This window comes from Asanoa ishikariensis, from assembly GCF_900107455.1.
In the GTDB taxonomy this organism is placed as follows: domain Bacteria; phylum Actinomycetota; class Actinomycetes; order Mycobacteriales; family Micromonosporaceae; genus Asanoa; species Asanoa ishikariensis.
Window position 1 is genome coordinate 1,494,533 of record NZ_FNQB01000001.1, and the last position, 24,571, is coordinate 1,519,103.

Sequence of the window (24,571 nt, forward strand, 5' to 3'; positions counted from 1 at the left end):
TCGACGCATGGTCGAGGTCACCGGCACCGAGCAGCGCGCCGCCTGGCAGCGCAAGACACTGCCGCCGGTGGAGCTCGTCCGGCCCGGCCTGTGGTCGATCCCGGTGCCGATGACCGGCAGTCCGCTGCGCTACGTCCTGGTGTACGCGCTGGCCCTGCCCGACGGCGTGGCCCTGGTCGACGCGGGCTGGCCGACCGACGACGCCTGGACGGCGCTGGTCGACGGGCTAGCGGCGTGCGGCTACGCGCTCACCGACGTGCGTGCCGTGCTGGTCACCCACTGGCACGCCGACCACCACGGCCTGGCCGGTTCGGTGCGCGAGGCCTCGGGCGCGTGGATCGGCATGCACGCCCTGGACGCCGCGGCGATCAAGGGCCGCAGCGACCCGGGCGCGTTCGTCAGCAATATCTCCGCCTGGGTACGCAACCGCGGCGGCACCGACGCCGATGTCGCCGAGACGGTCGGCTCGGTCGAGGACGCCGCCCGGCGGTTCCGTTCACTGGCCGAGCCCGACCGCCTGATCGAGGACGGCGAGCGGCCGCTGGAGGGCATCCGGGCGGTGTGGACACCCGGGCACACGGCCGGCCATCTCTGCTTCTACGACGAGGAGCGGCGGCTGCTGCTCTCGGGCGACCACGTGCTCCCTCGGATCAGCCCGAACATCACCCTCCACCCAGGACAGACCGCCGACCCGCTGGGCGACTTCCTCGAGTCCCTCACCCGCACGGGTGAACTGGAGGCCGACGAGGTGCTGCCCGCACACGAGTACCGGTTCGCCGGCCTGCGCGACCGCGTCGCCGCACTGCATGCTCACCACGCGGACAGGCTGGCTGAAGTGACCAGGCTGGTCGCCGCCGAACCCGGAGCCACCACCTGGGAGCTGGCCGAACGGCTCACCTGGTCGCGCCCCTGGTCGCAGGTCCAGGGCATGATCCGGCGCTCGGCCGTAGGTGAGACCTACGCCCACCTGGAGCACCTCGCACGCCGAGGTGCCGTGCGCCGATCGGACGGCGACGTCGACCAGTGGCGACTAGCCTGATCCGATGAACTGGACCCTGGAAGTCGTCATCGTTCCGGTTTCCGATGTGGACCGGGCCAAGGAGTTCTACGCTTCGAAGCTCGGGTTCGCGGTCGACCACGACACGGCCGGTCCGGGTTTCCGGATCGTCCAGCTCACACCGCCGGGCTCCGGCTGCTCGGTGGTGATCGGCTACGGCGCGGTGCCCGACATGCCGGCCGGATCGCTCAAGGGTCTGCAACTCGTCGTCAACGACCTGGATGCGGCCCGGGCGCAGCTCGTCGGGCGCGGCGTCGAGGTCAGCGAGATCGTCGTCTACGGCGCGAACGGCCCGCGGCCGCGCGAGGAGGGCGACGACCTCAACAACGTCGGCTTCGTCAACTTCGCCGACCCGGACGGCAACGCGTGGGCGGTGCAGCAGATCACGAACCGGAGCTGACCTCGCGCCAGCCGCTGACCCGCACCAGCACGCCCGCCGAGGCGTGCACGAGCGGATCACCCACCGGCGCGGGCAGCCCGCCGGCCTCCAGCAGGTTCTGGTCGAGGTCGAGGAGCTCACCCCGGCGCAGCGGCCACGGGCCGTGCTCGGCGTCAGCGGCCACCATCCGGCCGGACCGCACGCTGTAGAGCCGGTGCCGCGCGGTCAGGAACTCCTCCAGCGGCGACGGCTCGGGGATGGGCGGACCGACCCGCACGGTCGCGTCGCAACGCTGATCGGGCGTGCGGTGCCGGCGGCAGAGGTAGTGCTGCGTCGGCCCGTCGACCCGCACAGACATGTCCGACCACACGTACGGCAGCGAGTACGTCAGACGAGCGACCACGACCGGAGCCAACCGCGCCGCGTCGAGGGAGAAGAACCAGATGCCGGCGCGCCCATCGGGACCGATGACGTACGTGCGGACGTTGGTCTCCGGAAAGCGGGACAGCCAGGGGAGCGCGGGCACATAGGGCGCCCGGATGCCGGCCATCACGAACGGCACGAGCCCGACCCAGGCGTCCCCGTCGTGCGTGTCGACGGTCAGCCCGGGCGGCAGCAACTCCTGCACCGCCGTCGCCGGATAACGCCAGTGCAGAAAAGTCAGGTCGCGCCAGGTCTGAAACATGACCGGGCGCTCGACCACCACCTGTAACGCGCTCACGAATACACCGTACGGCGAATCAGGCGATGTCCGGCCATGAGGTCGGGGGCGGCCCAAATGCGTGACGACCGGCCTTCACAGCCAGAGCGGCGAGGGCAGCGTTGGCGGCACCACCAATCACAGCGCCGATGCCGAATGGTGCCACTCGACCGAGGACGATGATTCCCTGCTTGGTCCCGTACTTCACGACGAAGTTCCTACCCAGGACGCCGTTGATCTGGCGCAAAGTGGCGACGGGCACCTTGGCGACAATCTGACGCGCCCAGTGTTGCCCCGTACGCTCGGCGACCTTGGCAATGGTGGCCGAACCGCCCCCGCCCAGCATGATGCCCATCACGATCGTTCGGCGGCGCTCGAGTTCGTCGATCGGGACTCCGTGCACCTCGGCGAGGGAGAGCGCGAAGAGAGCGCTCAGTTCGAGGGATGAGAGAGCCTCGCCCGCCGACAGCGCCAGTGCGACGCCGGTGCCGACACCGGGCGCGGCCGCGGTTGCGCCAACCGCGGCACCAGTCCCGGCTAACGCACTGACATACATCCGCTCCAGATTGTGGATTACGTCTGCCGGTGTCGCCTCAGGGTTCCGCTGCCGCGCCCGAGCGATGTTCTTGCGCACCAGCGGGCTCTGGATGTCGATTGCTTTATTCAGGAGGTCGAGGACTCGCTGCCCACGTCCAGCTTCTTCGGAAACCGGTCCGTCGAGGGCATCTGTCGCCATGCCTTGAACTCCTTAGGTCGTCACGCCCGAAGTAGCCTCCCATTCGACCAGCCGAACGGACCTCGCGCTAGATCGTCGAACGGTTGACGCCGCGCCGCCGCGCGGTTGTTGCAGGTCCGGGAGGCCACGCTGCCCGAACGGGCAACAGCGAAAGGCTTTTCGGCGAGCACGGCTAGTCCCGGGTCGGTCCGGATGGGTGAGTGGGACTGATCGCTCGTCCGTCTATTCGAGCGATTTTCTGCTTTAACGCCGGTGTAACTTTCCGACAGCCAAAGTCGAGAGGGTGACCGATGACCGAGGAAACGTGGCAGGAAGCTCGGCTGATTCCTACGTCCGGCATCAATGGGCCCGATGAGCAGGAGCGTCGGGCAACGTCGGCGCTGCTGGCGGTCATGAGCGCCGTACGTGAGTTCGGACGGGCGCTGACCGCACCACTCGGTGCTCCGGCCGGGGCTGTGCAGACGTTCATCGAAGTTCCATTCGAACTGGGCGGGAAGAAGCATTTCCCCGACGGGTTGCTCCGGATTACCCGTGGGCAGCGTCAATGGACGGCGCTGGTCGAGGTCAAGACCGGCAACAACGAGTTGCAGACCGAGCAGTTGGAGTCGTATCTCGACATCGCGCGGGACGAAGGCTTCGACGCCCTCATCACGATCTCCAACCAGATGCCGCCCGTGCCCGGGCAGCACCCGACGCCGATCGACAAGCGCAAGCTGCGCAAAGTCGCGCTACATCACATTCCGTGGACCGAAATCCTGACGGCAGCCGTCATGCAGAAGGAATATCGGGGCGTCGCCGACGCCGACCAGGCGTGGATTCTCGGTGAGCTGATCCGCTATCTCGAACACCCGCGCTCGGGCGCGATGGAGTTCACGGACATGGGTCCAGGCTGGGTGACAGTGCGGGAGGCGGTGGCGTCCGGCACGCTCCGACCGACCGATCCCGTCGTCCCCGAGATCGCGAGCCGCTTCGACGCGCTGATCCGCTACGCGAGTCTGCGACTTGGCCGCCGCCTCGGCACCGAGGTGGTGCCGGCGCTCAGCCGACGCGAGCTGTCGGAGCCCGCGTCGCGAACGCAGGCGTTGACCGCTCAACTCACGACAGGCGGCACGATGACCGCCGCGCTGCGAATCCCCGGGGCGGTCGGCTCGCTACAGGTCGTCGCCGATCTGCGGGCCGCGAAGGTGATCTGCTCGGTCGACATCGACGCGCCAAAAGAGGGCCGGCCGACGACGCGGGTCAACTGGTTGGTCCGCCAGTTGAAGAACGCACCTGAGACCGTGACGGTCGAGGCGTTCGCGATGCACGCGCGGGGTCAGGGGACTGTTGATCCCTTGCGGCTGGTGCGCGACGACCCAACTCGGCTCATCGCGGATCCGACCAGGGAGCTTCGCGCGTTCCGCATCGCTCAGGTGAGCGCGGCAGGAACGAAGCGGGGTGCCGGTCGAGGCTCGTTCATCGAATCCGTTCTGGCCGCGATCGACGAGTTCTACGAACAGGTTCTGCAGTCGCTCAAGCCCTGGATCCCGGCCCCGCCACGGCTGCGTTCCACCGATGAACCCGCCTCGGCGGAGCCGGTGCCATCGAGCTTGATCGCGACGGCGATCTCGTCGCAGGACGGACCGGAACCGGTGCGCGTTCCACGGCCGGGGCCAAGCGTCGACGACGCCACGCGGACGAGCTGAGGTCACGACGAAGCGGCACCGCCCCCACAGTCGGTGCCGCTTTGCGGTGAGTCACCGACCCTCGCCGCCCCCGTTGGGAACCAGACTGGCGCACCGCGCATACCGGATCACTTACCGTCTGGGGTTTCGTCCGGTTGTGCAGCTCTATAAGGTCGGTCGGCGTGGAGTTCCGCCTGCTCGGTCCGGTCGAGGTCAGCGCTTGTGGCGGTCGTGTCGGAATCGGGCGGCGGCAGGAGCGGTGGGTCCTGGCCATCCTGCTGCTCGAGGCCGGCCAGGCCGTGCCCGTCGGCCGGTTGGTCGAGCTCATCTGGTCCGGCGAGCCGCCGCGTGGGGCGCGGGGCGTCGTCCAGACGTACATCTCCCGGTTGCGGGCCCTGCTCGGTGACGCGGCGCGGATCGTGCTGCACAACGGCGCCTACCGGATCGACGTCGACCCGCAGAAGGTCGACGCACACCAGTTCGCCGCGCTCGTGGCTGAGGCGAGGGAGAGCGACGACCCCCACCACCGCGGTGGGCTGCTCCGGGACGCGCTCGCGCTCTGGCGCGGGCCGGCGCTCGAAGACGTCGGGCCTGGGCGGGAGCGGCTCGCCGCCCGGCTGGAGGAGGCTCGCAAGACCGCGCTTGACCTGCGGATCGTCGCCGACCTCGAGGCCGGGCAGCACGGTGAGCTCATCGGTGAGCTGACCGAGCTTTGTGCCGGAGCGCCGCTGGACGAGCGGCTTGCCGGGCACCTGATGACGGCGTTGTTCCGGGACGGGCGGCGGCCCGACGCGCTGGCCGCGTACGGGTGGATCCGCGATCGGGTCCGCACGGAGCTCGGCCTGGAGCCCGGCGACGAGCTGCGCCAGCTACACACCCGGATCCTGCGCGACGACCCGGCACTGCGTCCGGCGCCGGCCGGCAAGCTGCCCGCACAGCTTCCGGCCACCGTGCCCGATTTCGTCGGGCGGGCCGCGCTGCTCGACGAGCTCGACGAGCTCCTGCGCGGCGGCCGCACGCCCGTGGTCATCTCGGCGATCGACGGCGCCGGCGGGGTCGGCAAGACCGCCCTCGCGGTCCGCTGGGGGCATCGCGTCGCGGACCGGTTCCCCGACGGGCAGCTCTTCGTCAACCTTCGGGGGTACGAGGCCGCGCCGCCCGTGCGGCCCGTCGACGCGCTGGCCCGGTTCCTGCGCGCGCTCGGCGTACCCGGTGATCGCATTCCCCCCGACCCCGACGAGGCCGGCGCGCTGTTCCGCAGCGAGATCGCCGGGCGCCGGGTGCTGATGGTGCTCGACAACGCGGCCACCGCCGACCAGGTCCGGCCGCTGCTGCCCGGGTCGCCGACCTGCGTGGTGGTGGTGACCAGCCGGTCACAGCTCGGCGGGCTGACGGCCAGCCACGGCGCCCGCCGGCTGACCGTCGACCTGCTCAGCGAGCCGGAAGCCCTGTTGCTGCTGCGGACCATCATCGGCGCGCGGCGGGTGGACGCCGAGCCGGCCGCCGCGACGGAGCTCGTGCGCGCGTGCGGTCTCCTGCCGCTTGCCGTGCGGATCGCGGCCGCGCAGCTCGACGCCGAACCGTCGACCATGCTCGGCGACTACCTCCGCGTGCTCGACAAAGGGCCGCTCGACCGCCTGACGATCGAAGGCGACGAGCTGTCAGGTGTACGGGCGACCTTCCGCGCCTCCTACGACCGCCTCGGTCCGCTGGAGCGCGACGTGTTCCGGCTGCTCGGCGCAGTGCCCGGCACCGACGTCGACGCCGCCGGGGCCGCCGCGCTCGCCGGGCTGTCCCGGGCCACGGCCGCCGGGGCGCTCGACGGCCTGCGCAAGGCCCACCTCGTCACCACGCCCCGGCCCGGCCGGTTCGGTCTGCATGACCTGCTCCGCACGTACGCCCGCGAGTTGACCCCAGACGACGAGGCGGCGCTGGCGGTCGGCCGCCTGCACGCCCACTACCTGGGAACCGCCGACGCGGCGGCCAGGCGGCTTTACCCGCACATGATCCGACTGCCGCTTCACGAGCTACCCGACGTCGCGGGCTTCGAGACCAACCCGGCCGCGCTGGCCTGGCTGGACGCCGAGCACCGCAACCTGCTCGCCGCGATCGGCCACGCTGCCACCGCCGGGCCGAAGAAAGGGTCCTGGCAGCTCACCGACGCGCTGCGCGGCTACTTCTGGCAGACCAGCCACACCGTCGACTGGCTCGCGGCGGTCAACGCCAGCCTCGCGGCCGCCGAGGCCGAGGGTGACCTGCAGGCCCAGGCCGCGATGCGGACCAGCATCGCGCTGGCCCGGCAGAACCAGCTCGACCTCGCCGGGGCGGCGGCCGAGTTCGAGACGGCCGCCGACCTCTCGGCCAGGGCCGGCTGGTCGCGCGGGCAGGCCGCGGCGGCCGGCAACCTCGGCGTGGTCCTCAAGAACATGGGTGACTTCGCGGGTTCGGCGCGCAGCAGTGAACGGGCGCTGGAGCTGCACCGGGCCAACGAGTACCCGCCCGGTGAGGCAGCCACACTGATCACGCTCGGTGGGCTCTACCACGACCTGGGCGAGCTGCACCGCGCCGCCGACTACTGCGTGACGGCCCTGGCCATGCACGAGGAGATCGGTTCCCCGATCGGGCAACTGATCGCGCTGAACAACCTCGGCGCGGTCGAGCACCTGCTCGGCGAGGCGACCGCCGCCGACCGGTTCCGGGCCGCGATGGAGCTCCAGTCGGACGTGGCGAAGGTCTACTCGCAGGCCCATCTGCTGGGTGGGCTGGCGGCCGTGCAAAGGGACCGCGGTGAGCTGACCGAGGCCCGGGCCAACGCGGAGGCCGCCCTGGTCAAGGCCCAGGAGGCGGCTGACCCGATGGTCGAGGGCGACATCCTCTCGCTGCTCGGCACCGTGCACCACTGGCTCGGCGACCCGCGGCGGGCCATCGAGGAGCACCGCCGGGGGTTGGCCATGCTGGGCGCCGGCAGCGAGTACGTCCGCACGCGGACCAACATCAGCCTCGCCGCGGCGCTGCGCGACACCGGCGATCTGGGCTCTGCGACCGAGGTCGCTTCCGCCGCGCTGGCCGACGCGTGGCGGGCCGGACACCGCGTGCCGGCGGGCAACGCCCACCTGTTGCTCGGCAGCATCCACTTGCGAAACGGCGACATCGACCGGGCTGTCGACAGTGGACAGCGGGCGCTCACCCTGCACCGGCAGACCGGGCACCGGCTCGGCGAGGCGCGCTCCCTGCGGCTGCTCGGCGACATCGCCCGCGCGAACGGCCTCGGCACGATCGCCCGCGAGCAATGGCACGCCGCGCTGGCGCTCCTCTCCGAACTCGGCAGCGGCGAAATCGCCGACGTGTTGAAGCGGAACTAGGCCCAGGCGGCTTCGTCCACCGCCGCACGGTCCAGCAGCGGCTCCCACCAGGCGCGATTCTCGGCGTACCAGGTGATGGTTTGCTCAAGACCCTGCTCGAAGGCGATCGTCGGTGACCAGCCGAGTTCGCTGCGGATCAGGGTCGAGTCGAGGAGATAGCGGCGGTCGTGGCCCGGCCGGTCCGGCACGGTTTCGATCAGCGAGAGGGGAAGTCCGAGGCGCGAAAGGATCGACGCCGCCAGGTCGGCGACGCTGACCTCGACACCCGATCCCACGTGGTACGTCGTGCCGAGGCGGCCGTCGTGGAGCACCCGGTCGATCGCCGCGCAGTGGTCGTCGACGTGCAGCCACTCGCGGCGGTTGGCGCTGGAGCGGTAGACCGGCAGCGGCTGTCCGCGCAGCGCCCGGGTGGCGAAGAGCGGGATCACCTTCTCCGGGAACTGGCGCGGCCCGTAGTTGTTTGCGCAGACCGTGATGGTGACCGGCAGCCCGTAGGTCTCGTGGTACGCGCGCACCGCGTGGTCGGCACCGGCCTTGCTTGCGTTGTACGGGGTGCGCGGCCGGTACGGCGACTCCTCCGTGAACGCGCCGGGGTCGTCGAGCGCCAGATCCCCGTACACCTCGCAGGTCGAGACGTGGTGGAAGCGTGCGATGCCGGCCCGCCGGGAGGCCTCCAGGAGGCGTTGCGTGCCCAGCACGTTGGTGGTGAAGAACGCCTGCGGGTCGTGCACCGCCCGGCTGTTGTGCGACTCGGCGGCGAAGTTGACGACCACGTCGACCCCGGTGAGCGCATGCGCGGCATCGGCGATGTCGGCGTGCACGAACTCGACCTCGGAAGGCAGGCTGGCGCGGTTGCCGGCGTAGGTGAGCGCGTCGAGCGCCACGACCCTGTCGCCCGGGTGATGCCGCGACAAGTAGCGCACGAAGTTGCTGCCGATGAACCCGGCGGCGCCGGTGACCAGTAGCTGCACGGAGGACCTCCTTCAGACGGGTGTGACGCCGGGTGGCTCGGTGCCGGGGCCGCCGCGAAACTCGACCTCCAGCCGGAACCGGTGCCCGAGATAGCGGTGCTCGGAGAGCGCGAGCGGAGTGCCGTCGGCGCGCACCGCGAGCCGACGGACCAGCAGCACGGGCGCCCCAGTGGTGGTGTCGAGCCCCTGCGCGACCGACTCGGTGGCGGCCGTCGCGGCGATGCTCTGCCGGACCACGTCGATGTCGTGGCCCTGTCGGCGCAGGGTCTCCCAGACCCCGGGCTCCTCGGCGTCGGCGCGGCTGACCGGGCTGGCGAAGGCCAACGGCACCCACTCGGTGACGACGTCGAGCGGGTTCCCGCCGGCGAGTCGGACGGCCCGCACCCGCAGCGCCTCGCCGTTGGTGCGCAGCAGGGTCGCCACGTCGGGCGGCACGGGCCGGTACTCGTAGCCGGTCACCGTGCGGGTCAGCGCGAGGCCGGCGTCGGTGACCGCGGACCGGGCGTGCCGGAAGCTGCCCAGCGCCAGGGTCTGGCCGAACGAGGTGCCGGACCGCACGTACCACCCGGCACCACGGCGGGCGGCGATCAGTCCCTCGTCGCGCAGCCGCTCCAGCGCCTTGCGCACGGTGACCCGGCTGACCTCGTAGCGGCGGCCGAGTTCGGCCTCGCTCTCCAGCGCACCGGAAGCCGCGAAGTCACCGAGCGCGATGCGCTCACGCAACTCAGCAGCGACCGCCTCGAACCGCGGACCTGTCATAGATTTGTATGCTACAGGACCGACAGTCCGTCTACGATCCTCCGAGGCCGGCGTCCCTGGCTCGGGCGACGGCGGCCGCCCGGTCGGCGACCCGGAGCTTGGCGAACACGTTCGAGACGTTGTTGCGGACCGTCTTCTCGGTCAGGCCCAGCCGACCCGCGATCACCGCGTTCGGGGCCCCGGTCGCCATCAGGGTCAGGATCTCCCGCTCCCGGGCGGTCAGCTCAGGAAAGGGGGCCGGCGCCGCGGCCCCAGCGCTGAAGAAGCGGGTCATGCGGGCGGCGATGGCCGGGCCGAAGATGGCCTCGCCGTTCGCGACCGCCTGGATCGCGCGCAGGATCTCGGCCGGGTCGGCGCCCTTGAGGACGTAGCCCCGGGCGCCTGCGCGCATCGCGGCGAAGACCGAGTCGTCCTCGTCGACCATCGTGACCACCAGGATGGCTGTCGACGGTGCGGTGCGCAGGATGTGACGGGTGGCCTCGACCCCGCTGCGGCCCGGCATGCGCAGGTCCATCACGACCACGTCCGGGCGCTCGGCCAGGGCCACCGCGACCACCTCGTCGCCGTCTCCGGCCACGCCGGCCAAAGTCAGCCCAGCGGCGTCCTGGATCAGGGCGCGCAGGCCCTCGCGGAACAGCGGGTGGTCGTCGGCGACCACGACGCGGACGGTCATGGTGCCGTCAGCGGCAGGTCGGCGACGACCAGGGTGCCGCCGCCGGCGCCCGGGCCGATCGCGAAGGAGCCGCCCACCTCGGCCGCCCGTTCGCGCATCGACGCGATGCCCACGCCGGCCCGGTAGCCCGTCGGGATGCCGTTGCCCTCGTCGGCGATGCGCAGGACCAGGCGGTCGGCCGACGACACGGTGACCGTGATCGGCGCGCCGGGGGCGTGGCGGCTGGCGTTGGCCAGGGCTTCCAGGGCGATCCGGTACGCGGCCACCTCGACCGCGGCCGGCAGGGGTGGCAGGTCGGGCACCGACACCGCTGTGCAGCCCAGGCGCAGCGCCTGTTCGCGGACCGCGCCGGCCAGGCCTAGCTCGTCGAGGACCGGTGGGCGCAGGTCGTACACGATGCGCCGGATGTCGGTGACCGCGCGCTGGGCCTCGCCGCGGAGGACATCCAGGTGGTCGGCGGAGGCGCCCGTGGGCAGTCCGCGGCGGACCGTGTCGATGCCCAGGGCGATGCCGGCCAGCGTCGGGCCCAGGCCGTCGTGCAGGTCGCGGCGGAGCCGGCGCCGCTCCTCCTCGCGGGCGGTGACCAGGCGTTCCCTGGACTGGCGGAGGGCGTCGGCCAGTGTCACCGCGTGCGCCACGACCGCGACCTGCCGCGCCAGGTTGGCCAGCAGCGTCTCGTCCGCCCCGGTGAACTCCGGGTGCCGGCTCTGCAGGATCAGGCGGCCGATCGTCTCGCCGGCGAACAGCAATGGCAACTCGCGGACCGGCTCCGGGCCGCGCCGGCCGTACGAAGCCACCTCGGCACCGGCCACCTCGACGACCACATAGGACAGGCGCAGCGCGTCGGACACCGTCCGTGCCGCGGCGCCGAGCGCGTCCGCGGGAGCACCAGCCGCGTCCAGGCGCTCGCCGAGCCGGGCCAGCGCTGACGCCGGCTCGTCGCGCAGGCCGTACACCAGATGGTTGATCCGCCTTTGCAACGCGTCGCGCAGCGGGAGCGCGGCGAGCACCGCGACGACGGTGGCGACCGCGCCGCCCCAGAGGTGGCCGACCAGGAACGCCGCCCCGGCGTAGACCGCCAGCACCACCGCGGTCAGCACGCCGTAGACGAGCGTGCGGCTGACCACGACCCGCGTGTCGAACAGGCCGTAGCGCACGATGCCGACCCAGGCGGCGATCCCGAGCACGACCGGGCCGCAGTTCTCCAGCACCGCGATCTGCTCCGTGTCGCCGGTGGTCATGCCGACGGCCAGGCAGGCGAAGAACGTTGCGGAGCAACCGAATCCGGCGTACGCGGCCAGTCGCATCGCCGCGCCCTGGTCGCCGCCGATGGCCCGCGCTTTGCGCAGCAACGCCCAGGCGGCCAGCGCGATCAACGGACCCAGCAGCAGCACCACGATCAGCAGCGCGGAGACCCACGATCCCAGGGACAGCGGGTTGGGCGTCTCCGTGTCGAGCACGGTCGGCGAGCCGAGGGTGTAGACCACGAGCAGCACCAGGGCCACCGCGTACGCCCGGGCGAGCACCCGACGTCGACGCGATCCGAGCTGGCCGTCCGGGAACAGCAGCACTCCGAACAGCGCGGCCAGCGGGACGCCGAGCACGAAGAGCACCGAGGACACGAGCTCGTTGGCGATGCCGCCGATCAGGTGCAGCAGGTTGCCCACCGGCAGCGCGACCGCCGAGACCAGGAAGATCCAGCCGACCGGGTTGGCCGGCGCGCGGCGGGCCATGGCGGCACCGACGAGGACCACCGGCAGGTAAAGCGCGGCGCTGGCGGTCAGCCAGGCGTCGAGCGCCGAGACCGGGCCGCGGATCGCGAGCAGCACACCGGCGGCCGCGGCGGCCACCGCCACCACGACCGCCGCCCGGCTGATCCACGCACGGCCCATCGACACCGATTGTCCGGTGCTCGCCGTGGCCAGGGAATCGGCCCGATCGGTGAGCATGTCAGGCCGCCACCCGTTCGGGTGCCGGCGTCACGGCGGTGCGGGCCGGCAGGTCCCACTCCGCGTCGGGCGTGCGGTACAGGGCCACCGCGCAGCCGGTCGTCGCGACCAGCAGCAGGCCGTAGGCGACCGCGTCGACCGCGGGACCCATGCCCATCGCGACCGCGTGCAGGAACGGGCTCAGTCCGAACAGGATGCCCACCCAGGCCGGCACGGCGCGGGACCGCCACAGCCCGATGCCGAGGACCAGCATGCCGATCAGGTGGCCGAGCACGAACACGAGCAACTGGGTGTTGTAGACGGGGTCGGCGCTGACCGAGTCGAGCAGGGCGGCGACGGTGGCGCGGTCCTGCAGACGCGAGCCGAACCAGTAGGCGGCCTCGACGCCGCCGATGCTGGCGATCCCCGCAGACCAGGCCAGGAACGACAGTGCACCGCCGATCGCCGCCAGCCGGGGTGCGCCGCGCCGGGCCAGCCGCGCCGCGAAGAGCACCGCGATGGGCATGAGCAGGATCAACAGCGCGACGAGGGTACGCGCGGCGGCTGCCGGAACAGCGACCTCGGCGACCTCGGCGAGCTGGTCGACCGCGGGCGCGTCCTGGTCGAAGTGCGGCTCGGTCAGCGTGCCGGCGACCAGGCCGAGCGGGGCGAGCACCAGAACGGCGGCGCCGATGATGCGGGAAAGTCTGCGGGTGTCCACGATCGTGTCCCTTCGTGCGGTAGGAGGACACGAGCGTCCGCCGGACCATGACCCGGGCGGCAGAGTCACCGGTCCCGGGACAGCCGGGAAAACGGGGTGCCCGCCCCCGTGCGCGGGCACCCCGTCGTGTGGACGATCAGCGGGTCAGCGCCAGCTCAGGCGCGGGTGCGGGCGTGGTCTCGGTGAGGCCGAACCGGGCGTGGATGCGGGCCAGCCAGGCCGGCGCCCACCAGTTGTAGCGGCCCAGCAGGGTCATCGTCGCCGGGACCAGGAGCATGCGGACGATCGTCGCGTCGAGCAGCACGGCCAGGACGAGGCCCAGGCCGATGGAGCGGATCGGCACGAAGCCGCCGGCCACGAAACCCGCGAAGACGATCGCCAGCAGCAGGGCCGCCGCTGTGACGATCCGGCCCGTGAGTTGTAGGCCCTCCGCGACCGCTGCCTCCGGCGAGGCGCCGGCGAGCCAGCGCTCGCGCATCCGGGACAGCAGGAACACCTCGTAGTCGATCGACAGGCCGAACGCGATCGCCGCGACCAGTACCGGCACCGTGAGGTTCGTGCCGTCCAGCGCCGTCAGGCCCAGGTTGCCCTGCTGGAAGACCCAGACCACCGCGCCGAGGGCGGCGCCGATGCTGAGCAGGTTGGTCAGCACCGCCTTGATCGGCAGGATGATCGAGCCGGTGAACAGGAACAGCAGCACCAGCGTGCCGAGCAGCACCAGCGCGATCGCCCACGGCATCCGTTCGGCGAGCATGGCCCGGTAGTCGACCAGTTGGGCCGTGTCGCCGCCGACCAGGGTCTCGACCGGGACCGGCAGGTCACGCACGGCGGTCACGACCGCGTTCTGGTGCGCCTCGTCGACGCTGGCCTGGACCAGCGAGTGGTCGCCGATAGGTCCCACTTCGACCTCGCGTACGCCCGGCATGGTCTGGATCCGGTCGCGCAGCGTCGTCACGGCGGGGCTGTCAGGGGCGGCGGCGACGACCGCGGAGACCTCGTCCGGCCCGACCTCGTCGGGGTAGTGGACGGCCAGCTCGTCGTAGAGCGCGCGGGTCTGCGTGCTCGCCGGCAGCAGGCGGGCGTCGCCCGCGGACAGCCGCATGTCGAGCACCGGGATGGCGATGATCAGCATTGGAACCAGCACGAGGAGTGCGGTCAGGGCGGGCCGTCGCTGCACCCACCGCGCCAGTCGGGCGAACACACCGACGCCGGCCGGGCGCGGCGCCCGGGGCTTGATCCGCTTGCCGAACAACGCGAGCAGGGCGGGCAGCAGGGTCAGCGCGGCCAGCAGGTCGAGCAGGACAACGGCGGTGCCGGCGATGCCCATCGAACGCAGGAACGGGTCCGCGAAGACGGTCAGCCCGGCCAGCGCGACCGCGACGGTCAGGCCGGAGAACAGCACGGTACGACCGGCAGTGGCGGCGGTACGCAGCACGGCCGCGCGCACCTCGGGGTCCACCGCCCGCTCCTCGCGGAACCGGTAGACGATCAGCAGCGCGTAGTCGACGGCCAGGCCGACGGCGAGCATCGAGACGATCTGGATCGAGTACACGGACACGTCGGTGACCTGGCTGAACGCGAACAGCACCCCGAACGTGCCACCGACCCCGACGATCGCGATCAGCAGCGGCAGCCCGGCAGCGAGTAGGCCACCGAAGACGATCAGCAGGAGCAGCAGCATGACCGGCATGCTGAGGATCTCAGCGCGGGCCACGTCGCTGGCCGCCTGTTCGCTGAACTCGTCCTCGCTGAGCGAGCCGCCGGAGACGACCAGGTTGCCGCCGGCCGAGGAAGTGCCGGCGCGGATCCGCTCGGCCACCATAGCCGCCACGTCGTCCGCGTCGTCGCTGACGTCCATCGTGACGGTGAACAGCAGCGCTCGTCCCGTGTCTGGTGCCGGCACCGGCGGGCTCACCTCGGCCACGCCAGGCAGGGACCGCACGTCGGCACTGATCCGGTCGATGGCGGCCGTGACGACCGGGTCGGTCGCGTCGATCCCGCTGACGATGGCGGTGATCTCCTCGGGCGCGGCTTCCAGGGCGTCGCGGCGCTCGGAGGCGCGGTCCGACTCGCTGCCGGGCACCAGGCCGACGTCGCCGACCAGGCGCTCGAAGACGCCGATGCCGACGGTGAAGCCGCCAACGACGACGGCCAGCCAGATCACCAGCACGATGACCGGGCGGCGTACGGAGAAGCGTGCGAGTGAGGTTGTCATGCCCAGAATCCAACGCGGTTCGGGGCCCCGAAGGATCGCCGTCCGGAGTGGACCCTGACTCACTCGCCGGAGCGAGGAACGACCAGTCCGGCCTCGTACGCGAGGACTACCGCCTGCACCCGGTCGCGCAGCCCGAGCTTGGTGAGCAGGTTGCTGACGTGCGTCTTGACGGTGTGCTCGGTGACGTAGAGCTCGGCGGCGATCTCGGCGTTGGACAGCCCGCGGGCGACGGCCTTGAGCGTCTCGGTCTCCCGGCCGGTGAGCGTGGACAACCGGGTGTCGGTCCGGCGCGGGGCGGCGGCGCGGGACACCACGTCGGCGATCAACCGCCGGGTCACGGTCGGTGCCAGCAGGGCCTCGCCGCCGGCCACCACCCGCACCGCGTTGACCAGGTCGTCGCGCCGCATGTCCTTGAGCAGGAAGCCGCTCGCGCCGGCCCGCAGCGCGTCGTAGACGTACTCGTCGAGGTCGAAGGTGGTCAGCACGAGCACCCGGGTGTCGGAGGTGGCGCAGATCCGGGCGGTGGCCGCGATGCCGTCGACGTGCGGCATCCGTACGTCCATCAGCACCACGTCCGGTCGCAGCCGCTCGGCCGCGTCGATCGCCTGCGCGCCGTCGGCAGCCTCGCCGACCACGGTGATGTCGGGTTGGGCGTCGAGGATGAGCGCGAACCCGCCCCGGACCAGCTCCTGGTCGTCGGCGACGAGCACGCGAATCTGGTCAGCCATGCGGCCGCGCGGGTACCACCGACTCCACGACGGGCAGCGTAGCGTGCACCAGGAACCCGGGGCCATCCGTCGCGGCCCCGGTTCGCAGGGTCCCGCCGCACGCGGCCACCCGCTCCCGCATGCCGATCAGGCCGTGCCCGCCGGTGCCGCCCGGCCGCCGGCTCGGGCCGCGGCCGTCGTCGCGGACCTCCAGCACGAGCGCGTCGTCGGACCAGCGCAACAGCACCTCGACCTGGGCGGCGCGGGCGTGCCGGACCACATTGGTCAGTGCCTCCTGCACCACCCGGTACGCGGCGACGGCGGTGTCCGCCGGGATCGGACGCCGGTCGCCGGTCTCGTCGAGGGTGACCGCGAGGCCGGCCACCCGGGCCTGCTCGACCAGCGGCGCGATGCCGTCGAGCCCGGGCTGTGGTGAGCGGGTCGCCGGTTCCGAGCGCAGCACGCCCAGCGTGCGGCGAAGCTGGGTGAGCGCGTCGCGGCCGGCGTCGGCGATCGCGTCGAACACCTGCACCGCGCGGGCCGGGTCGCTTCGCACCACCACCGGGCCGGCCTCGGCCTGCACGACGATCAGGCTCACCGAGTGGGCCACGATGTCGTGCATGTCGCGGGCGATCCGTTCGCGCTCGCGGGCCGCCGCCTGGGCGTAGTCGGCGGCCAACTGCTCCGCGCGGGCCTCCAGGTTGGCGATCAGCCCACGCCGGGAGCGGGCGATGGCGCCCAATGCGTACGCACCGCCGAACAGGATCACCGAGGCGCTCACCGGCAGGATGCTGTTCTTCGGCGTCAGCGAGATGGACAACCCGACCACCGTGCCGACGATGCCGAACGCCCGCCAGGCCGGGTTCGCCAGCGAGGCGAACGTGTAGGTGGCCACGAGCTGCCCGAACGGCACCTCTTTGATCAGGTCGTTGACAGCGAGGAAGGCCGTGGCGCAGCCGGTGACGAGGGTGACCGGGACGGGCCAGCGCCGGCGCCACGCGAGCGGCAGGGAGCTGAGCGCGGCGAAGGCGTACATCGTCAGGGTGTCCTCGCCGTCGACCACCGGTGAGGCGATCGTCGCGAGATAGCAGAGCAGCGCGATGATCGAGTCGAAAACCAGCGGCGGCAGCCGGTATGCCGCGTCGGTCACCTGCCGGACGGCCCGGCGCGCCTGCTCGACCACGCTGGCAGTATCCGCCGCGCCCGGCGGCCCGCGCCTCCCTCTCAGGAGCGAGCGCGAAATTAATCTGGGGTGCTGTCGAAACCGGTGCCTCCCCGTTCGACCACCGGGTAGAAGGAGGTCGCCGAGGGCGGCCCGAGACACAGGAGGAAACATCGTGAAGGTCATGGTCATGATCAAGGGGACCGGCGCCGACGAGGGCAAGATCGCCCCGACCGCCGAGATGCTGGCGACGATGGGTGAGTACAACGACAAGCTGATCAAGGCGGGCATCATGCTGGACGGCGGCGGGCTGCGCCCCAGCTCCGACGGCCGCCAGATCGTCTTCGAGGGCGGCACGACCTCGGTCGTCGACGGCCCGTTCACCGAGTCCAAGGAGATCATCGCCGGCTACTGGGTCTGGCAGGTCAGCTCGATCGAAGAGGCCGTGGAGTGGGCCCGGCAGTGCCCGAGCGACCCGAACCTGGGGGTGCGCTCGGTGCTGGAGATCCGGCCGTACTACGACGAGGCCGACTTCGCGGACCTGAGCTAAGAGCGGCCCGAGGGGAGGGGAGGGGCGACATGGACGCACGGCGGACCGTCGAAGCGGTGTGGCGGATGCATTCCGGGCGGCTGGTCGCCTCCCTCACCCGGCTCGTCAACGACGTCGGGCTGGCCGAGGACTTCGCGCAGGACGCCTACCTGGCGGCGCTCGAGCAGTGGCCACGCGACGGCGTGCCGGACGAGCCGGCCGGGTGGTTGCTCACCACGGCCCGCCGCCGGGCGATCGACATGATTCGGCGAGAGGGGGTACGCGACCAGAAGTACGCCCTGCTGGCCATCGAGGAAGTAGCCCCCGCGACCGACGGGGACCTGCTGTCGCTGGTGTTCGTGGCCTGCCACCCGTTGCTGGCGCAGGAGTCCCGGGCGGCGCTGACCCTGCGGATGGTCGGCGGGTTGAGCACCGACGAGATCGGCCGCGCGTTCCTGGTGCCGTCGGCCACCATCGGGCAGCGGATCTCCCGGGCCAAGCGCACGCTGGCCGAGGCCGAGGTCCCGTTCGCCCTGCCCGACCCCGACGAACTGCCGGCCCGGCTCAGCGCCGTGCTGGAGGTCGTCTACCTGATCTTCACCGAGGGCCACGCGGCGACCTCCGGCGACGACTGGATCCGCCGCGACCTGGCCGAGCAGGCGATGCGCCTCGGCCGCGTCCTGGCCGCGTTGATGCCCGCCGAGCCCGAGGTCCACGGACTGGTCGCGCTGATGGAGCTGCAGGCGTCGCGGTTCGCCGCCCGTAGCGGCCCGGACGGGCAGGCGGTGCTGCTGGAGGACCAGGACCGCACGCGCTGGGACCGCACACTGATCGCGCACGGCCTGACCGCCCTGGCCCGCGCCCGCCACCTGCGCAAGCCACTCGGGCCGTACACGGTGCAGGCCGCGATCGCCGCCTGCCATGCCCGAGCGCCGCGCTTCGCGGACACCGACTGGGCGGCGATCCTGGCGCTCTACGACGCCCTGTCCCAGCTCGCACCGTCACCCGTCGTCCGGCTCAACCGGGCGGTGATCCTGTTGCAGGTGGACGGTCCGCAGGCGGCCCTGGACGCGGTCGACGAGCTCGGCGCTGATCCCCGGCTGGGCCGCTACCACCTGTACGGCGCGGTCCGCGGCGACCTCCTGCTCCGCCTGGGCCGGCGGGTCGAGGCCGCCGAAGAGCTGGAGCGGGCGGCCGGCCTGGCACCCACCCGCCAGGAACGCAACCTACTGATGGAGCGCGCGGCCGCCGCGACCCGATGATCGCGACGCGGTCCGCTGTCAGCCGCAGTCACCCATGGCGGGAGCCCGGTCCGCCCATAAGCCCGGCTTCCGCCGAGGCTGAACGATGAGCAATGCCGTCGCCAACTGCGCACCGGCTACGGGCAGAGCCATCGCCGGACCGGCGACGCTGAGCACGAGCAACGGAAACGGTACGGCGAAAAGCAGAACCGCGGCCAGCCTGAACCAGTACCAACGAGCGTCGGTCAGCAGCCGCAGCACTCCCAGGCAGAAGGTGGCCGCGACGCTCAAGAACACCCACAGCGGGGCGAGCCACGCGACCCCGACGACTATCGCCAGAAGTATGTCGGTGAGGGATGAGATCGGCGTGTCCCAGAGGAGGAAGACCACCGCGCTCAGGCAGAGGTAGAGCAGGACGTGGATGCTCAACCAGGCGGCGGTCGGCAGTTCGGCGAGACGGTGGATCGGCTGGCATTGACGCACGTCGTCACCCATGCCCGCATCGTATCGAACCTGCTTGTCAAGGCATGAGCTGCGCGGATGCGGGAATGCGGCTCGTGGCGACAAGGAGGCAATCATGACGACGTCCACGCTGCCCATGCTGGAGAACTACCCGCAGGCGATCAGCCTGGACCGCATCCAGCTCGCGGCCACCATCGACATCCTCGACGACTGCGCGGAGGCCTGCACCGCGTGTGCGGACGCCTGCCTGAGCGAGCCCGACGTGGCCGCGCTGGTCAGGTGCATCCGGACCAACCTCGACTGCGCGGACGTCTGCGCGACGACCGCCCGGGTGTTGTCGCGGCACACCGGCTACGACGCCACGATTGGCCGGGCCATGCTCCAGGCCTGTGTCATCGCCTGCTCCGCCTGTGCGCACGAGTGCGGCCTGCACGCCGAGATGCACGAACACTGCGGCATCTGCGCCGACGCGTGCCGGTCCTGCGAGCAGGCCTGCCGAGACCTTCTCGCCGCGATGGACTAGGGGGCGTCTCGTGGATCAAGGCGGCACTCCGCCGGGCCCAGACGACGACCGACCGCACGCGAAGAGCGGCCAGATACAACACCGGTATCCGACCGCTCTCCGCGCACGCCCGGACGCCGCCTGGACCTCGCCGGAGCACCACCCTGATCCACGAGACACCCCCTAGGCCGCTGTCGCCCAGTCGACGTGGTAGTCGAAGACCTTGCGTTGGGCCGTGCTTGTCGCGGACAGGCGCAGGATCGTGGGTAGCACCGCGTCGCGGATCACCCGGCCGACCGGGCCGGCCGCCTTGCTGCTGTTGTTGCGGGCGGCGGCCTTGATGATGGCTTCGACGCGTGGGCGGCGGGCCGCCTCGTAGCGGGCGAAGGCGTCCGCCGGCTCCGCGTGGTCGCGCAGGCACTTGGCCAGCACCAGACCATCCTCGATGGACAGTGAGGCGCCCTGGCCCGACGTCGGTGTGGGTGCGTGTGCGGCGTCGCCGACCAGCACCACGCGGCGGGAGTGCCAGGAGCGCAGGCCGCGCACGGAGGCGATCGGGTCCATCGGCACCAGCTCAGGCGTCGCGGCGATGACGTCGAGCGCCGGGCCGGCGTCGTCGGCGAACAGCTCGCGCAGCCGGGACCGCCAGTCGACCGAAGCCAGCTCGCCGCGGGCCGGCTCGGAGCGGTGCGGCACGTTGGCGAACCACCAGATCTCGTCGCCCGGCGCGACCAGGTAGCCGAAGAACGCCCGGCGGCCGAAGATCATCTCGTAGTGGCCGGGTGCCGCGGAGACCGCCGAGACCGGAGGGGCGAAGCCGCCGTTTCCGACCAGCCCGGCATAGACCGGCGGCGGTGCGGTCGGGTCGATGGCCCGGCGGACGGCGGAGTGGATGCCGTCGGCGCCGATCAGCACGTCGGCCGACGCGGTGCTGCCGTCGGCGAACTCGGCCCGCACGCCGGTCGCGGTCTCGGACAGGCCCACGAACCGCTTGCCGGTCAGCACCGGGATGTCGCGCCCGGTGGCCTCGTCGTGCATGCCCCGGTAGAGGTCGGCGCGGCGGAGCGTGAAGCTGCGGGACCCGCCGGTGCTGGACTCGCCGAGCACCTTGCCGGTGGTGCTGCGCAGCGTGATGCCCGGCGTCGGGAAGGCATTGGCCAGGGCGGACGCGTCGGCGTCGAGCACCCGGAGCGCGTCGACGCCGTTGGGTGCCAGGGTGAGGAACGCGCCGCCGCGGGGCGTGGTGGACGCCTCGTAGACGGTGGCGTCGATGCCGGCCTTGCGGAGCGCCATGGCGGTCGCCGGCCCGGCGATGCCACCACCGATGACCAGTGCGGTGCGAATCATGACTCGTACCCCTTCTGTCCTGTGTGGAAGGCGGCCCACTGCGGGCCCCAGCCCGTGTCCGGATCGGTGATCTGGCCGATGAACCGCTCGACGAAGGCGGCCTCGGCGTCGAGCAGCGTCGCCCGGTAGTCCTCTTCGACGAGGAACAGCGGATGCAGCCCGTTGGTGAGCGCGCCGGCGACCATCGTGCGGGTCTGCTCCCGCAGCTCGCCGAGGCGCAGCAGGCGCTGGCGCAGCAGGGCGACCGCCTCGTCGGGCGGCAGCGCCGCGATCAGGGAGAGCGCGGCGACGAAGTGCGGGTACTCGTGGTCGGGCTCGCCGACGAGCTCGCGCAGCCAGTCGTGCAGCTCCGAACGGCCGGCGTCGGTGATCGCGTAGACCGTGCGCTCGGGGCGCTGCCCCTCGCGGGTGGTCTCCTGCTCCGCGACGAAGCCGGCCTTGTCGAGCTGCTGGATCACCATGTAGAGCGAGCCGTGGTTGAACCGGATGCTCCGGTCGTCGCCGTTGTCGCGCAGCGTCCGCGACAGCTCGTAGGGGTGCTTCGGCCCCATCGTCAGGTAGGACAGCACCGCCAGGGCCAGCAGGTTGCCGACCTTCCGCTTCTTGGCCACCGCGCACCTCCTTCAGTCAACTCCAACTATCCATTACTGAATAGTCAGAGTCAACTAATGAAATCTGAGCGGTTGCGTACGGCGATGGATGGCTGTTGGGTCGTTACCCATGGGGCAGGTGCGACGGCGACCGTTGGTGGCGTTCCTGGTCGCCGAGGGCGCGTCGCTGGCCGGCAACAAGATGACCATGCTGGCGCTGCCCTGGCTGGTGCTCGACACCAGCGGCTCGCTGACCCGGGTCGGCCTGGTCGCGTTCGCGCAGACCGGCTGCTACGTGCTGGTGAAGATCGCGGGCGCACCGTGGATCGACCGGCTGGGCCGCAAGCGCTGCGCGGTCGCCGGCGGGTTGGCCAGCGCCGTGGTGCTGGCCGCCGCGCCCGTGCTCAGCCATTCGGCCGGGTTGCCGTTCGCCGCGCTGTTGGTGATCGTCGCCGCGCTCGGGGCGGTCCAGAGCATCACCGACGCGGCCAAGCGGCTCATGGTGCCCGACCTGGTCGCCGCCAGCGGTGCACCGCTGGAGCGGGTGACCTCGTTGTACGCCGGCGTCGAGCGGCTCTCGTTCCTGCTCGGCACGCCCGCCGCCGGCCTGCTGATCACCTTCCTGGGCGCGGTGAACGTGCTGCTCCTGGACGCCGTGGCCGCACTGTTGGCGGCCCTGCTGATCGCGGTCGCGGTGCCGGCGGCGCCCCGGCCGGAGAGCACCGACGGCTACCTGGAGTCGCTGCGGGTCGGGCTGCGCTACGTCCGCACCGACCGGCTGCTGCTGTCCATCTCCGCGCTGCTGCTGTTCGCCAACCTGATCGACCAGGCGACTATGGCGGTCTACGTGCCGGCCTGGATCAAGCAGGTCTTCGACAACCCGTCGTTGCTGGGGACGATCGCCGGCGCGTACGGCCTCGGCGCGGTGCTCGGTTCGATGGCCTTCGCCTGGCTGGGTCCGCGCCTGCCGCGCTACGCCACCTTCGCGGTGTCGCTGCTGCTGGCCGGGTCGCCACTGCTGTTCGGCATGGCCCTGACCACCAGCCTGCCCCTGCTGCTCGGCATCTGCGTCTGGGCCGGCGCGATGTCGGCGTCGATCAACCCGATCATCAGCAGCGCGATGTTCGAGCGGGTGCCGCCCGACCTGCACGCCCGGGTGTTCGGCTTCACGGGGTCGCTGGCCTGGGCCGGGATTCCGCTGGGCGGGCTGCTCGGCGGCCTGGTTCTGGACACGCTGGGTCGCACGCCGGGGCTGTTGCTCTCGGCGTCGCTCTATCTCGGCGTCACCCTGCTCCCGCTGGTCTTCCGGCGGACCTGGCGCGAGCTCGACCGCGACGAGCTGCCGGCCGCCGTCGAGCCGGCGGCCGCTTGATCACTCGTCGTGGCGCTCCACGTGCGCCTCGGTGCCCGGGAACACCAGGCCTTCGGTGCCGTCCGGCCAGCGGACCAGGTATGGCGGGCTCCCGTCGGAGTGCCGCACCTCGACGATCTCACCGAGCCGCCGCGGATCACCCACGTGGATGCCCTCGACGACGAGTCGGTCTCCTACCTCGGCTTGCATGACATGCCTCCTCCAGCGCTGCTAAAACTGCTCATTCCCCGGCATTTCCGGCGCACACCTGGACGGCGGTTCGAGCTGAGGCATGATGCGCAGATGGATCAACGGCTGCTCTGGGAGCAGCACTGCTGCCTCCCGCTGGTGCCCACGGCCGACCTGGACGAGCTGACCCGGTACGCCCGGCCCGGCGGCGCGTACGTGTCGGTCAATGTCGGCTTCTCGCCGCACTCGACGGAGCTGGTCTTCGAGCTCCTGCACACCTGGCGCCGCGGGGTGACCGCGCACGACCAGCTCACGCTGGTCGACGGGGTGGCCGACATCGACGCCGCGACCCGCGCGGGCCAGATCGGCGTGGCCTTCGACCTGGAGGACTCCGGGCCGCTCGGCGGGCGGCTGGAGCGGGTCAAGGAGTTCTACGACCTGGGCGTACGCACGATGCTGCCGACCTACAACCTGCGCAACGCCGCCGGCTCCGGCTGCATGGACGAATTCGACGGGGGGCTCACCGCGTACGGGCAGGATCTGGTCCGCGAGATGAACGCGGTCGGGATGGTGGTCGACGGTTCGCACTGCAGCATCCGCACGGGCCTCGACCTGGCCTCGGTGACGCAGGCCCCGATGGTCTACAGCCACTCCTGCATGCGGGCGCTCTGGGAGCACGAGCGCAACATCACCGACGACCAGGCGCGGGCCTGCGCGGAGACCGGCGGCGTCGTGGGCATCACCGGCGTCGGTGTCTTCCTGGGCCCGAACGACGCGAGCGTCGAGGCGATGGTGCGACACATCGACTACGCGGTGGAGCTGATCGGCCCCGATCACGTCGGCGTCGCCTCGGACTACTCCTTCGACCTCGAAGACCTCAACCGCGAGATGGCCACGAACCCGGAACTGTTCCCGGAGCCGTACCGCCGCTACGGCCCGATCAAGATCATGCCGCCGGAGGATCTGCTCCGGGTGGAACAGGCACTGCTCGACCGCGGCTACCCGGGGGAGGCGGTGGCCGGCATCCTCGGCGGCAACTTCCGCCGGGTAGCGGAACAGGTCTGGAAACCGATCGGCTAGCGCGTCATCCTTGGGCGGAAGATCAAATTCGAGGGCTTGACTCGGGTCCGCGATGGTCCGGACCGTTCCTCCCGCGAGGGACCGCTCCGCTTCGCTGCGCTGCCAGGCCCGCCGTGGTCAATCTTGACGCCGGTCGGTCGCCGCGCGCTGGCATGGGTCCTGGCGCGCCGGCGTACATGCGAAAGCATGTGCGTACATGCTTTCGCATGTCCGCCCGTGCGCGATGCACCCGGTAAAGAGGGACGT

23 protein-coding genes are annotated in these 24,571 nt (G+C 71.6%); 9 read left to right on the forward strand and 14 right to left on the reverse strand.

From position 1 onward, the window contains the following. Positions 1-7 precede the first annotated feature (7 nt). Together BLV39_RS07035 and BLV39_RS07040 are read left to right on the forward strand one after the other, a co-directional pair. Complete coding sequence (locus BLV39_RS07035; RefSeq protein WP_090788547.1) at positions 8-1,039, forward strand: MBL fold metallo-hydrolase; 1,032 nt, start codon at positions 8-10, stop codon at positions 1,037-1,039. Positions 1,040-1,043: 4 nt separating this feature from the next. Beyond that, positions 1,044-1,457, forward strand: a complete 414-nt coding sequence (locus BLV39_RS07040) for a VOC family protein (RefSeq protein ID WP_090788549.1) — start codon at positions 1,044-1,046, stop codon at positions 1,455-1,457. Here BLV39_RS07040 and BLV39_RS07045 read toward each other — a convergent pair. Further along, entirely contained in the window at positions 1,441-2,157 is a 717-nt protein-coding gene (locus BLV39_RS07045; RefSeq protein WP_239083741.1) for a YqjF family protein, read from the reverse strand. The genes BLV39_RS07040 and BLV39_RS07045 overlap by 17 nt on opposite strands. A gap of 19 nt (positions 2,158-2,176) precedes the next feature. Beyond that, on the reverse strand, positions 2,177-2,872 hold the full coding sequence (locus BLV39_RS07050; protein WP_090788551.1) for a hypothetical protein: 696 nt from the start codon (positions 2,870-2,872) through the stop codon (positions 2,177-2,179). A gap of 290 nt (positions 2,873-3,162) precedes the next feature. Here BLV39_RS07050 and BLV39_RS07055 point away from each other — a divergent pair, with 290 nt between their 5' ends. Then, positions 3,163-4,557: a stress response protein gene (locus BLV39_RS07055; RefSeq protein ID WP_090788553.1), complete on the forward strand. Its 1,395-nt coding sequence runs from the start codon at positions 3,163-3,165 to the stop codon at positions 4,555-4,557. 161 nt (positions 4,558-4,718) lie between these two features. Further along, positions 4,719-7,898 (forward strand): AfsR/SARP family transcriptional regulator, encoded by a 3,180-nt coding sequence (locus tag BLV39_RS07060; RefSeq protein ID WP_176984792.1) that lies wholly within the window; start codon positions 4,719-4,721, stop codon positions 7,896-7,898. Here the strand turns inward: BLV39_RS07060 and rfbB are convergent. The 8 genes from rfbB to BLV39_RS07100 form a co-directional block, all read right to left on the reverse strand. Then, entirely contained in the window at positions 7,895-8,869 is a 975-nt protein-coding gene (rfbB, locus tag BLV39_RS07065; RefSeq protein WP_090788557.1) for a dTDP-glucose 4,6-dehydratase, read from the reverse strand. The two genes, BLV39_RS07060 and rfbB, sit on opposite strands and share 4 nt — an antisense overlap. A gap of 12 nt (positions 8,870-8,881) precedes the next feature. After that, complete coding sequence (locus tag BLV39_RS07070) at positions 8,882-9,628, reverse strand: GntR family transcriptional regulator (protein ID WP_090788559.1); 747 nt, start codon at positions 9,626-9,628, stop codon at positions 8,882-8,884. Positions 9,629-9,659: 31 nt separating this feature from the next. Then, entirely contained in the window at positions 9,660-10,301 is a 642-nt protein-coding gene (locus tag BLV39_RS07075) for a response regulator transcription factor (RefSeq protein ID WP_090788561.1), read from the reverse strand. Then, complete coding sequence (locus BLV39_RS07080; RefSeq protein ID WP_143049664.1) at positions 10,298-12,193, reverse strand: sensor histidine kinase; 1,896 nt, start codon at positions 12,191-12,193, stop codon at positions 10,298-10,300. Before BLV39_RS07080 ends, BLV39_RS07075 begins: the two co-directional genes overlap by 4 nt. Positions 12,194-12,251: 58 nt before the next feature. After that, a complete protein-coding gene (locus BLV39_RS07085; protein ID WP_090788565.1) occupies positions 12,252-12,950 on the reverse strand; it encodes a hypothetical protein in 699 nt (232 codons plus the stop codon). A 136-nt stretch (positions 12,951-13,086) separates the two neighbouring features. Further along, positions 13,087-15,165: an MMPL family transporter gene (locus BLV39_RS07090; RefSeq protein WP_090788567.1), complete on the reverse strand. Its 2,079-nt coding sequence runs from the start codon at positions 15,163-15,165 to the stop codon at positions 13,087-13,089. 59 nt (positions 15,166-15,224) lie between these two features. After that, on the reverse strand, positions 15,225-15,893 hold the full coding sequence (locus BLV39_RS07095; protein ID WP_090788569.1) for a response regulator: 669 nt from the start codon (positions 15,891-15,893) through the stop codon (positions 15,225-15,227). Then, on the reverse strand, positions 15,886-17,055 hold the full coding sequence (locus BLV39_RS07100; protein ID WP_176984793.1) for a sensor histidine kinase: 1,170 nt from the start codon (positions 17,053-17,055) through the stop codon (positions 15,886-15,888). The genes BLV39_RS07095 and BLV39_RS07100 overlap by 8 nt, the downstream gene beginning before the upstream one ends. Before the next feature lie 163 nt (positions 17,056-17,218). Here BLV39_RS07100 and BLV39_RS07105 point away from each other — a divergent pair, with 163 nt between their 5' ends. Further along, a complete protein-coding gene (locus BLV39_RS07105; RefSeq protein ID WP_239083754.1) occupies positions 17,219-17,584 on the forward strand; it encodes a YciI family protein in 366 nt (121 codons plus the stop codon). A gap of 29 nt (positions 17,585-17,613) precedes the next feature. Next, positions 17,614-18,825, forward strand: a complete 1,212-nt coding sequence (locus BLV39_RS07110) for an RNA polymerase sigma factor (protein WP_090788575.1) — start codon at positions 17,614-17,616, stop codon at positions 18,823-18,825. Between the two features lie 18 nt (positions 18,826-18,843). On the opposite strand, the gene BLV39_RS07115 is transcribed toward BLV39_RS07110, so the two are convergent. Further along, positions 18,844-19,395, reverse strand: a complete 552-nt coding sequence (locus BLV39_RS07115; protein ID WP_143049666.1) for a hypothetical protein — start codon at positions 19,393-19,395, stop codon at positions 18,844-18,846. Between BLV39_RS07115 and BLV39_RS07120 the strand changes: the two genes are divergently transcribed. Continuing rightward, positions 19,382-19,789, forward strand: a complete 408-nt coding sequence (locus tag BLV39_RS07120) for a four-helix bundle copper-binding protein (protein ID WP_090788578.1) — start codon at positions 19,382-19,384, stop codon at positions 19,787-19,789. The two genes, BLV39_RS07115 and BLV39_RS07120, sit on opposite strands and share 14 nt — an antisense overlap. 162 nt (positions 19,790-19,951) lie before the next feature. On the opposite strand, the gene BLV39_RS07125 is transcribed toward BLV39_RS07120, so the two are convergent. After that, a complete protein-coding gene (locus BLV39_RS07125; protein ID WP_090788580.1) occupies positions 19,952-21,115 on the reverse strand; it encodes an FAD-dependent oxidoreductase in 1,164 nt (387 codons plus the stop codon). Next, on the reverse strand, positions 21,112-21,726 hold the full coding sequence (locus BLV39_RS07130) for a PadR family transcriptional regulator (RefSeq protein ID WP_090788582.1): 615 nt from the start codon (positions 21,724-21,726) through the stop codon (positions 21,112-21,114). The genes BLV39_RS07125 and BLV39_RS07130 overlap by 4 nt, the downstream gene beginning before the upstream one ends. A gap of 118 nt (positions 21,727-21,844) precedes the next feature. Here BLV39_RS07130 and BLV39_RS07135 point away from each other — a divergent pair, with 118 nt between their 5' ends. After that, complete coding sequence (locus BLV39_RS07135; protein ID WP_176984794.1) at positions 21,845-23,077, forward strand: MFS transporter; 1,233 nt, start codon at positions 21,845-21,847, stop codon at positions 23,075-23,077. On the opposite strand, the gene BLV39_RS07140 is transcribed toward BLV39_RS07135, so the two are convergent. Further along, positions 23,078-23,266, reverse strand: coding sequence for a DUF1918 domain-containing protein (locus BLV39_RS07140; protein ID WP_090788586.1), 189 nt, complete (start codon positions 23,264-23,266; stop codon positions 23,078-23,080). A gap of 93 nt (positions 23,267-23,359) precedes the next feature. Here BLV39_RS07140 and BLV39_RS07145 point away from each other — a divergent pair, with 93 nt between their 5' ends. Then, positions 23,360-24,325, forward strand: coding sequence for a dipeptidase (locus BLV39_RS07145; protein ID WP_090788588.1), 966 nt, complete (start codon positions 23,360-23,362; stop codon positions 24,323-24,325). Positions 24,326-24,571 lie beyond the last annotated feature (246 nt).

What these genes read in the sequence shown, in the direction of transcription:
- BLV39_RS07035 (WP_090788547.1), top strand. Translation starts at nt 8, where the DNA reads ATGGTCGAGGTCACCGGCACCGAGCAGCGCGCCGCCTGGCAGCGCAAG.
- BLV39_RS07040 (WP_090788549.1), top strand. Translation starts at nt 1,044, where the DNA reads ATGAACTGGACCCTGGAAGTCGTCATCGTTCCGGTTTCCGATGTGGAC.
- BLV39_RS07050 (WP_090788551.1), bottom strand. Translation starts at nt 2,872, where the DNA reads ATGGCGACAGATGCCCTCGACGGACCGGTTTCCGAAGAAGCTGGACGT.
- BLV39_RS07055 (WP_090788553.1), top strand. Translation starts at nt 3,163, where the DNA reads ATGACCGAGGAAACGTGGCAGGAAGCTCGGCTGATTCCTACGTCCGGC.
- BLV39_RS07070 (WP_090788559.1), bottom strand. Translation starts at nt 9,628, where the DNA reads ATGACAGGTCCGCGGTTCGAGGCGGTCGCTGCTGAGTTGCGTGAGCGC.
- BLV39_RS07075 (WP_090788561.1), bottom strand. Translation starts at nt 10,301, where the DNA reads ATGACCGTCCGCGTCGTGGTCGCCGACGACCACCCGCTGTTCCGCGAG.
- BLV39_RS07080 (WP_143049664.1), bottom strand. Translation starts at nt 12,193, where the DNA reads ATGGGCCGTGCGTGGATCAGCCGGGCGGCGGTCGTGGTGGCGGTGGCC.
- BLV39_RS07090 (WP_090788567.1), bottom strand. Translation starts at nt 15,165, where the DNA reads ATGACAACCTCACTCGCACGCTTCTCCGTACGCCGCCCGGTCATCGTG.
- BLV39_RS07095 (WP_090788569.1), bottom strand. Translation starts at nt 15,893, where the DNA reads ATGGCTGACCAGATTCGCGTGCTCGTCGCCGACGACCAGGAGCTGGTC.
- BLV39_RS07105 (WP_239083754.1), top strand. Translation starts at nt 17,219, where the DNA reads ATGGTCATGATCAAGGGGACCGGCGCCGACGAGGGCAAGATCGCCCCG.
- BLV39_RS07110 (WP_090788575.1), top strand. Translation starts at nt 17,614, where the DNA reads ATGGACGCACGGCGGACCGTCGAAGCGGTGTGGCGGATGCATTCCGGG.
- BLV39_RS07120 (WP_090788578.1), top strand. Translation starts at nt 19,382, where the DNA reads ATGACGACGTCCACGCTGCCCATGCTGGAGAACTACCCGCAGGCGATC.
- BLV39_RS07125 (WP_090788580.1), bottom strand. Translation starts at nt 21,115, where the DNA reads ATGATTCGCACCGCACTGGTCATCGGTGGTGGCATCGCCGGGCCGGCG.
- BLV39_RS07140 (WP_090788586.1), bottom strand. Translation starts at nt 23,266, where the DNA reads ATGCAAGCCGAGGTAGGAGACCGACTCGTCGTCGAGGGCATCCACGTG.
- BLV39_RS07145 (WP_090788588.1), top strand. Translation starts at nt 23,360, where the DNA reads ATGGATCAACGGCTGCTCTGGGAGCAGCACTGCTGCCTCCCGCTGGTG.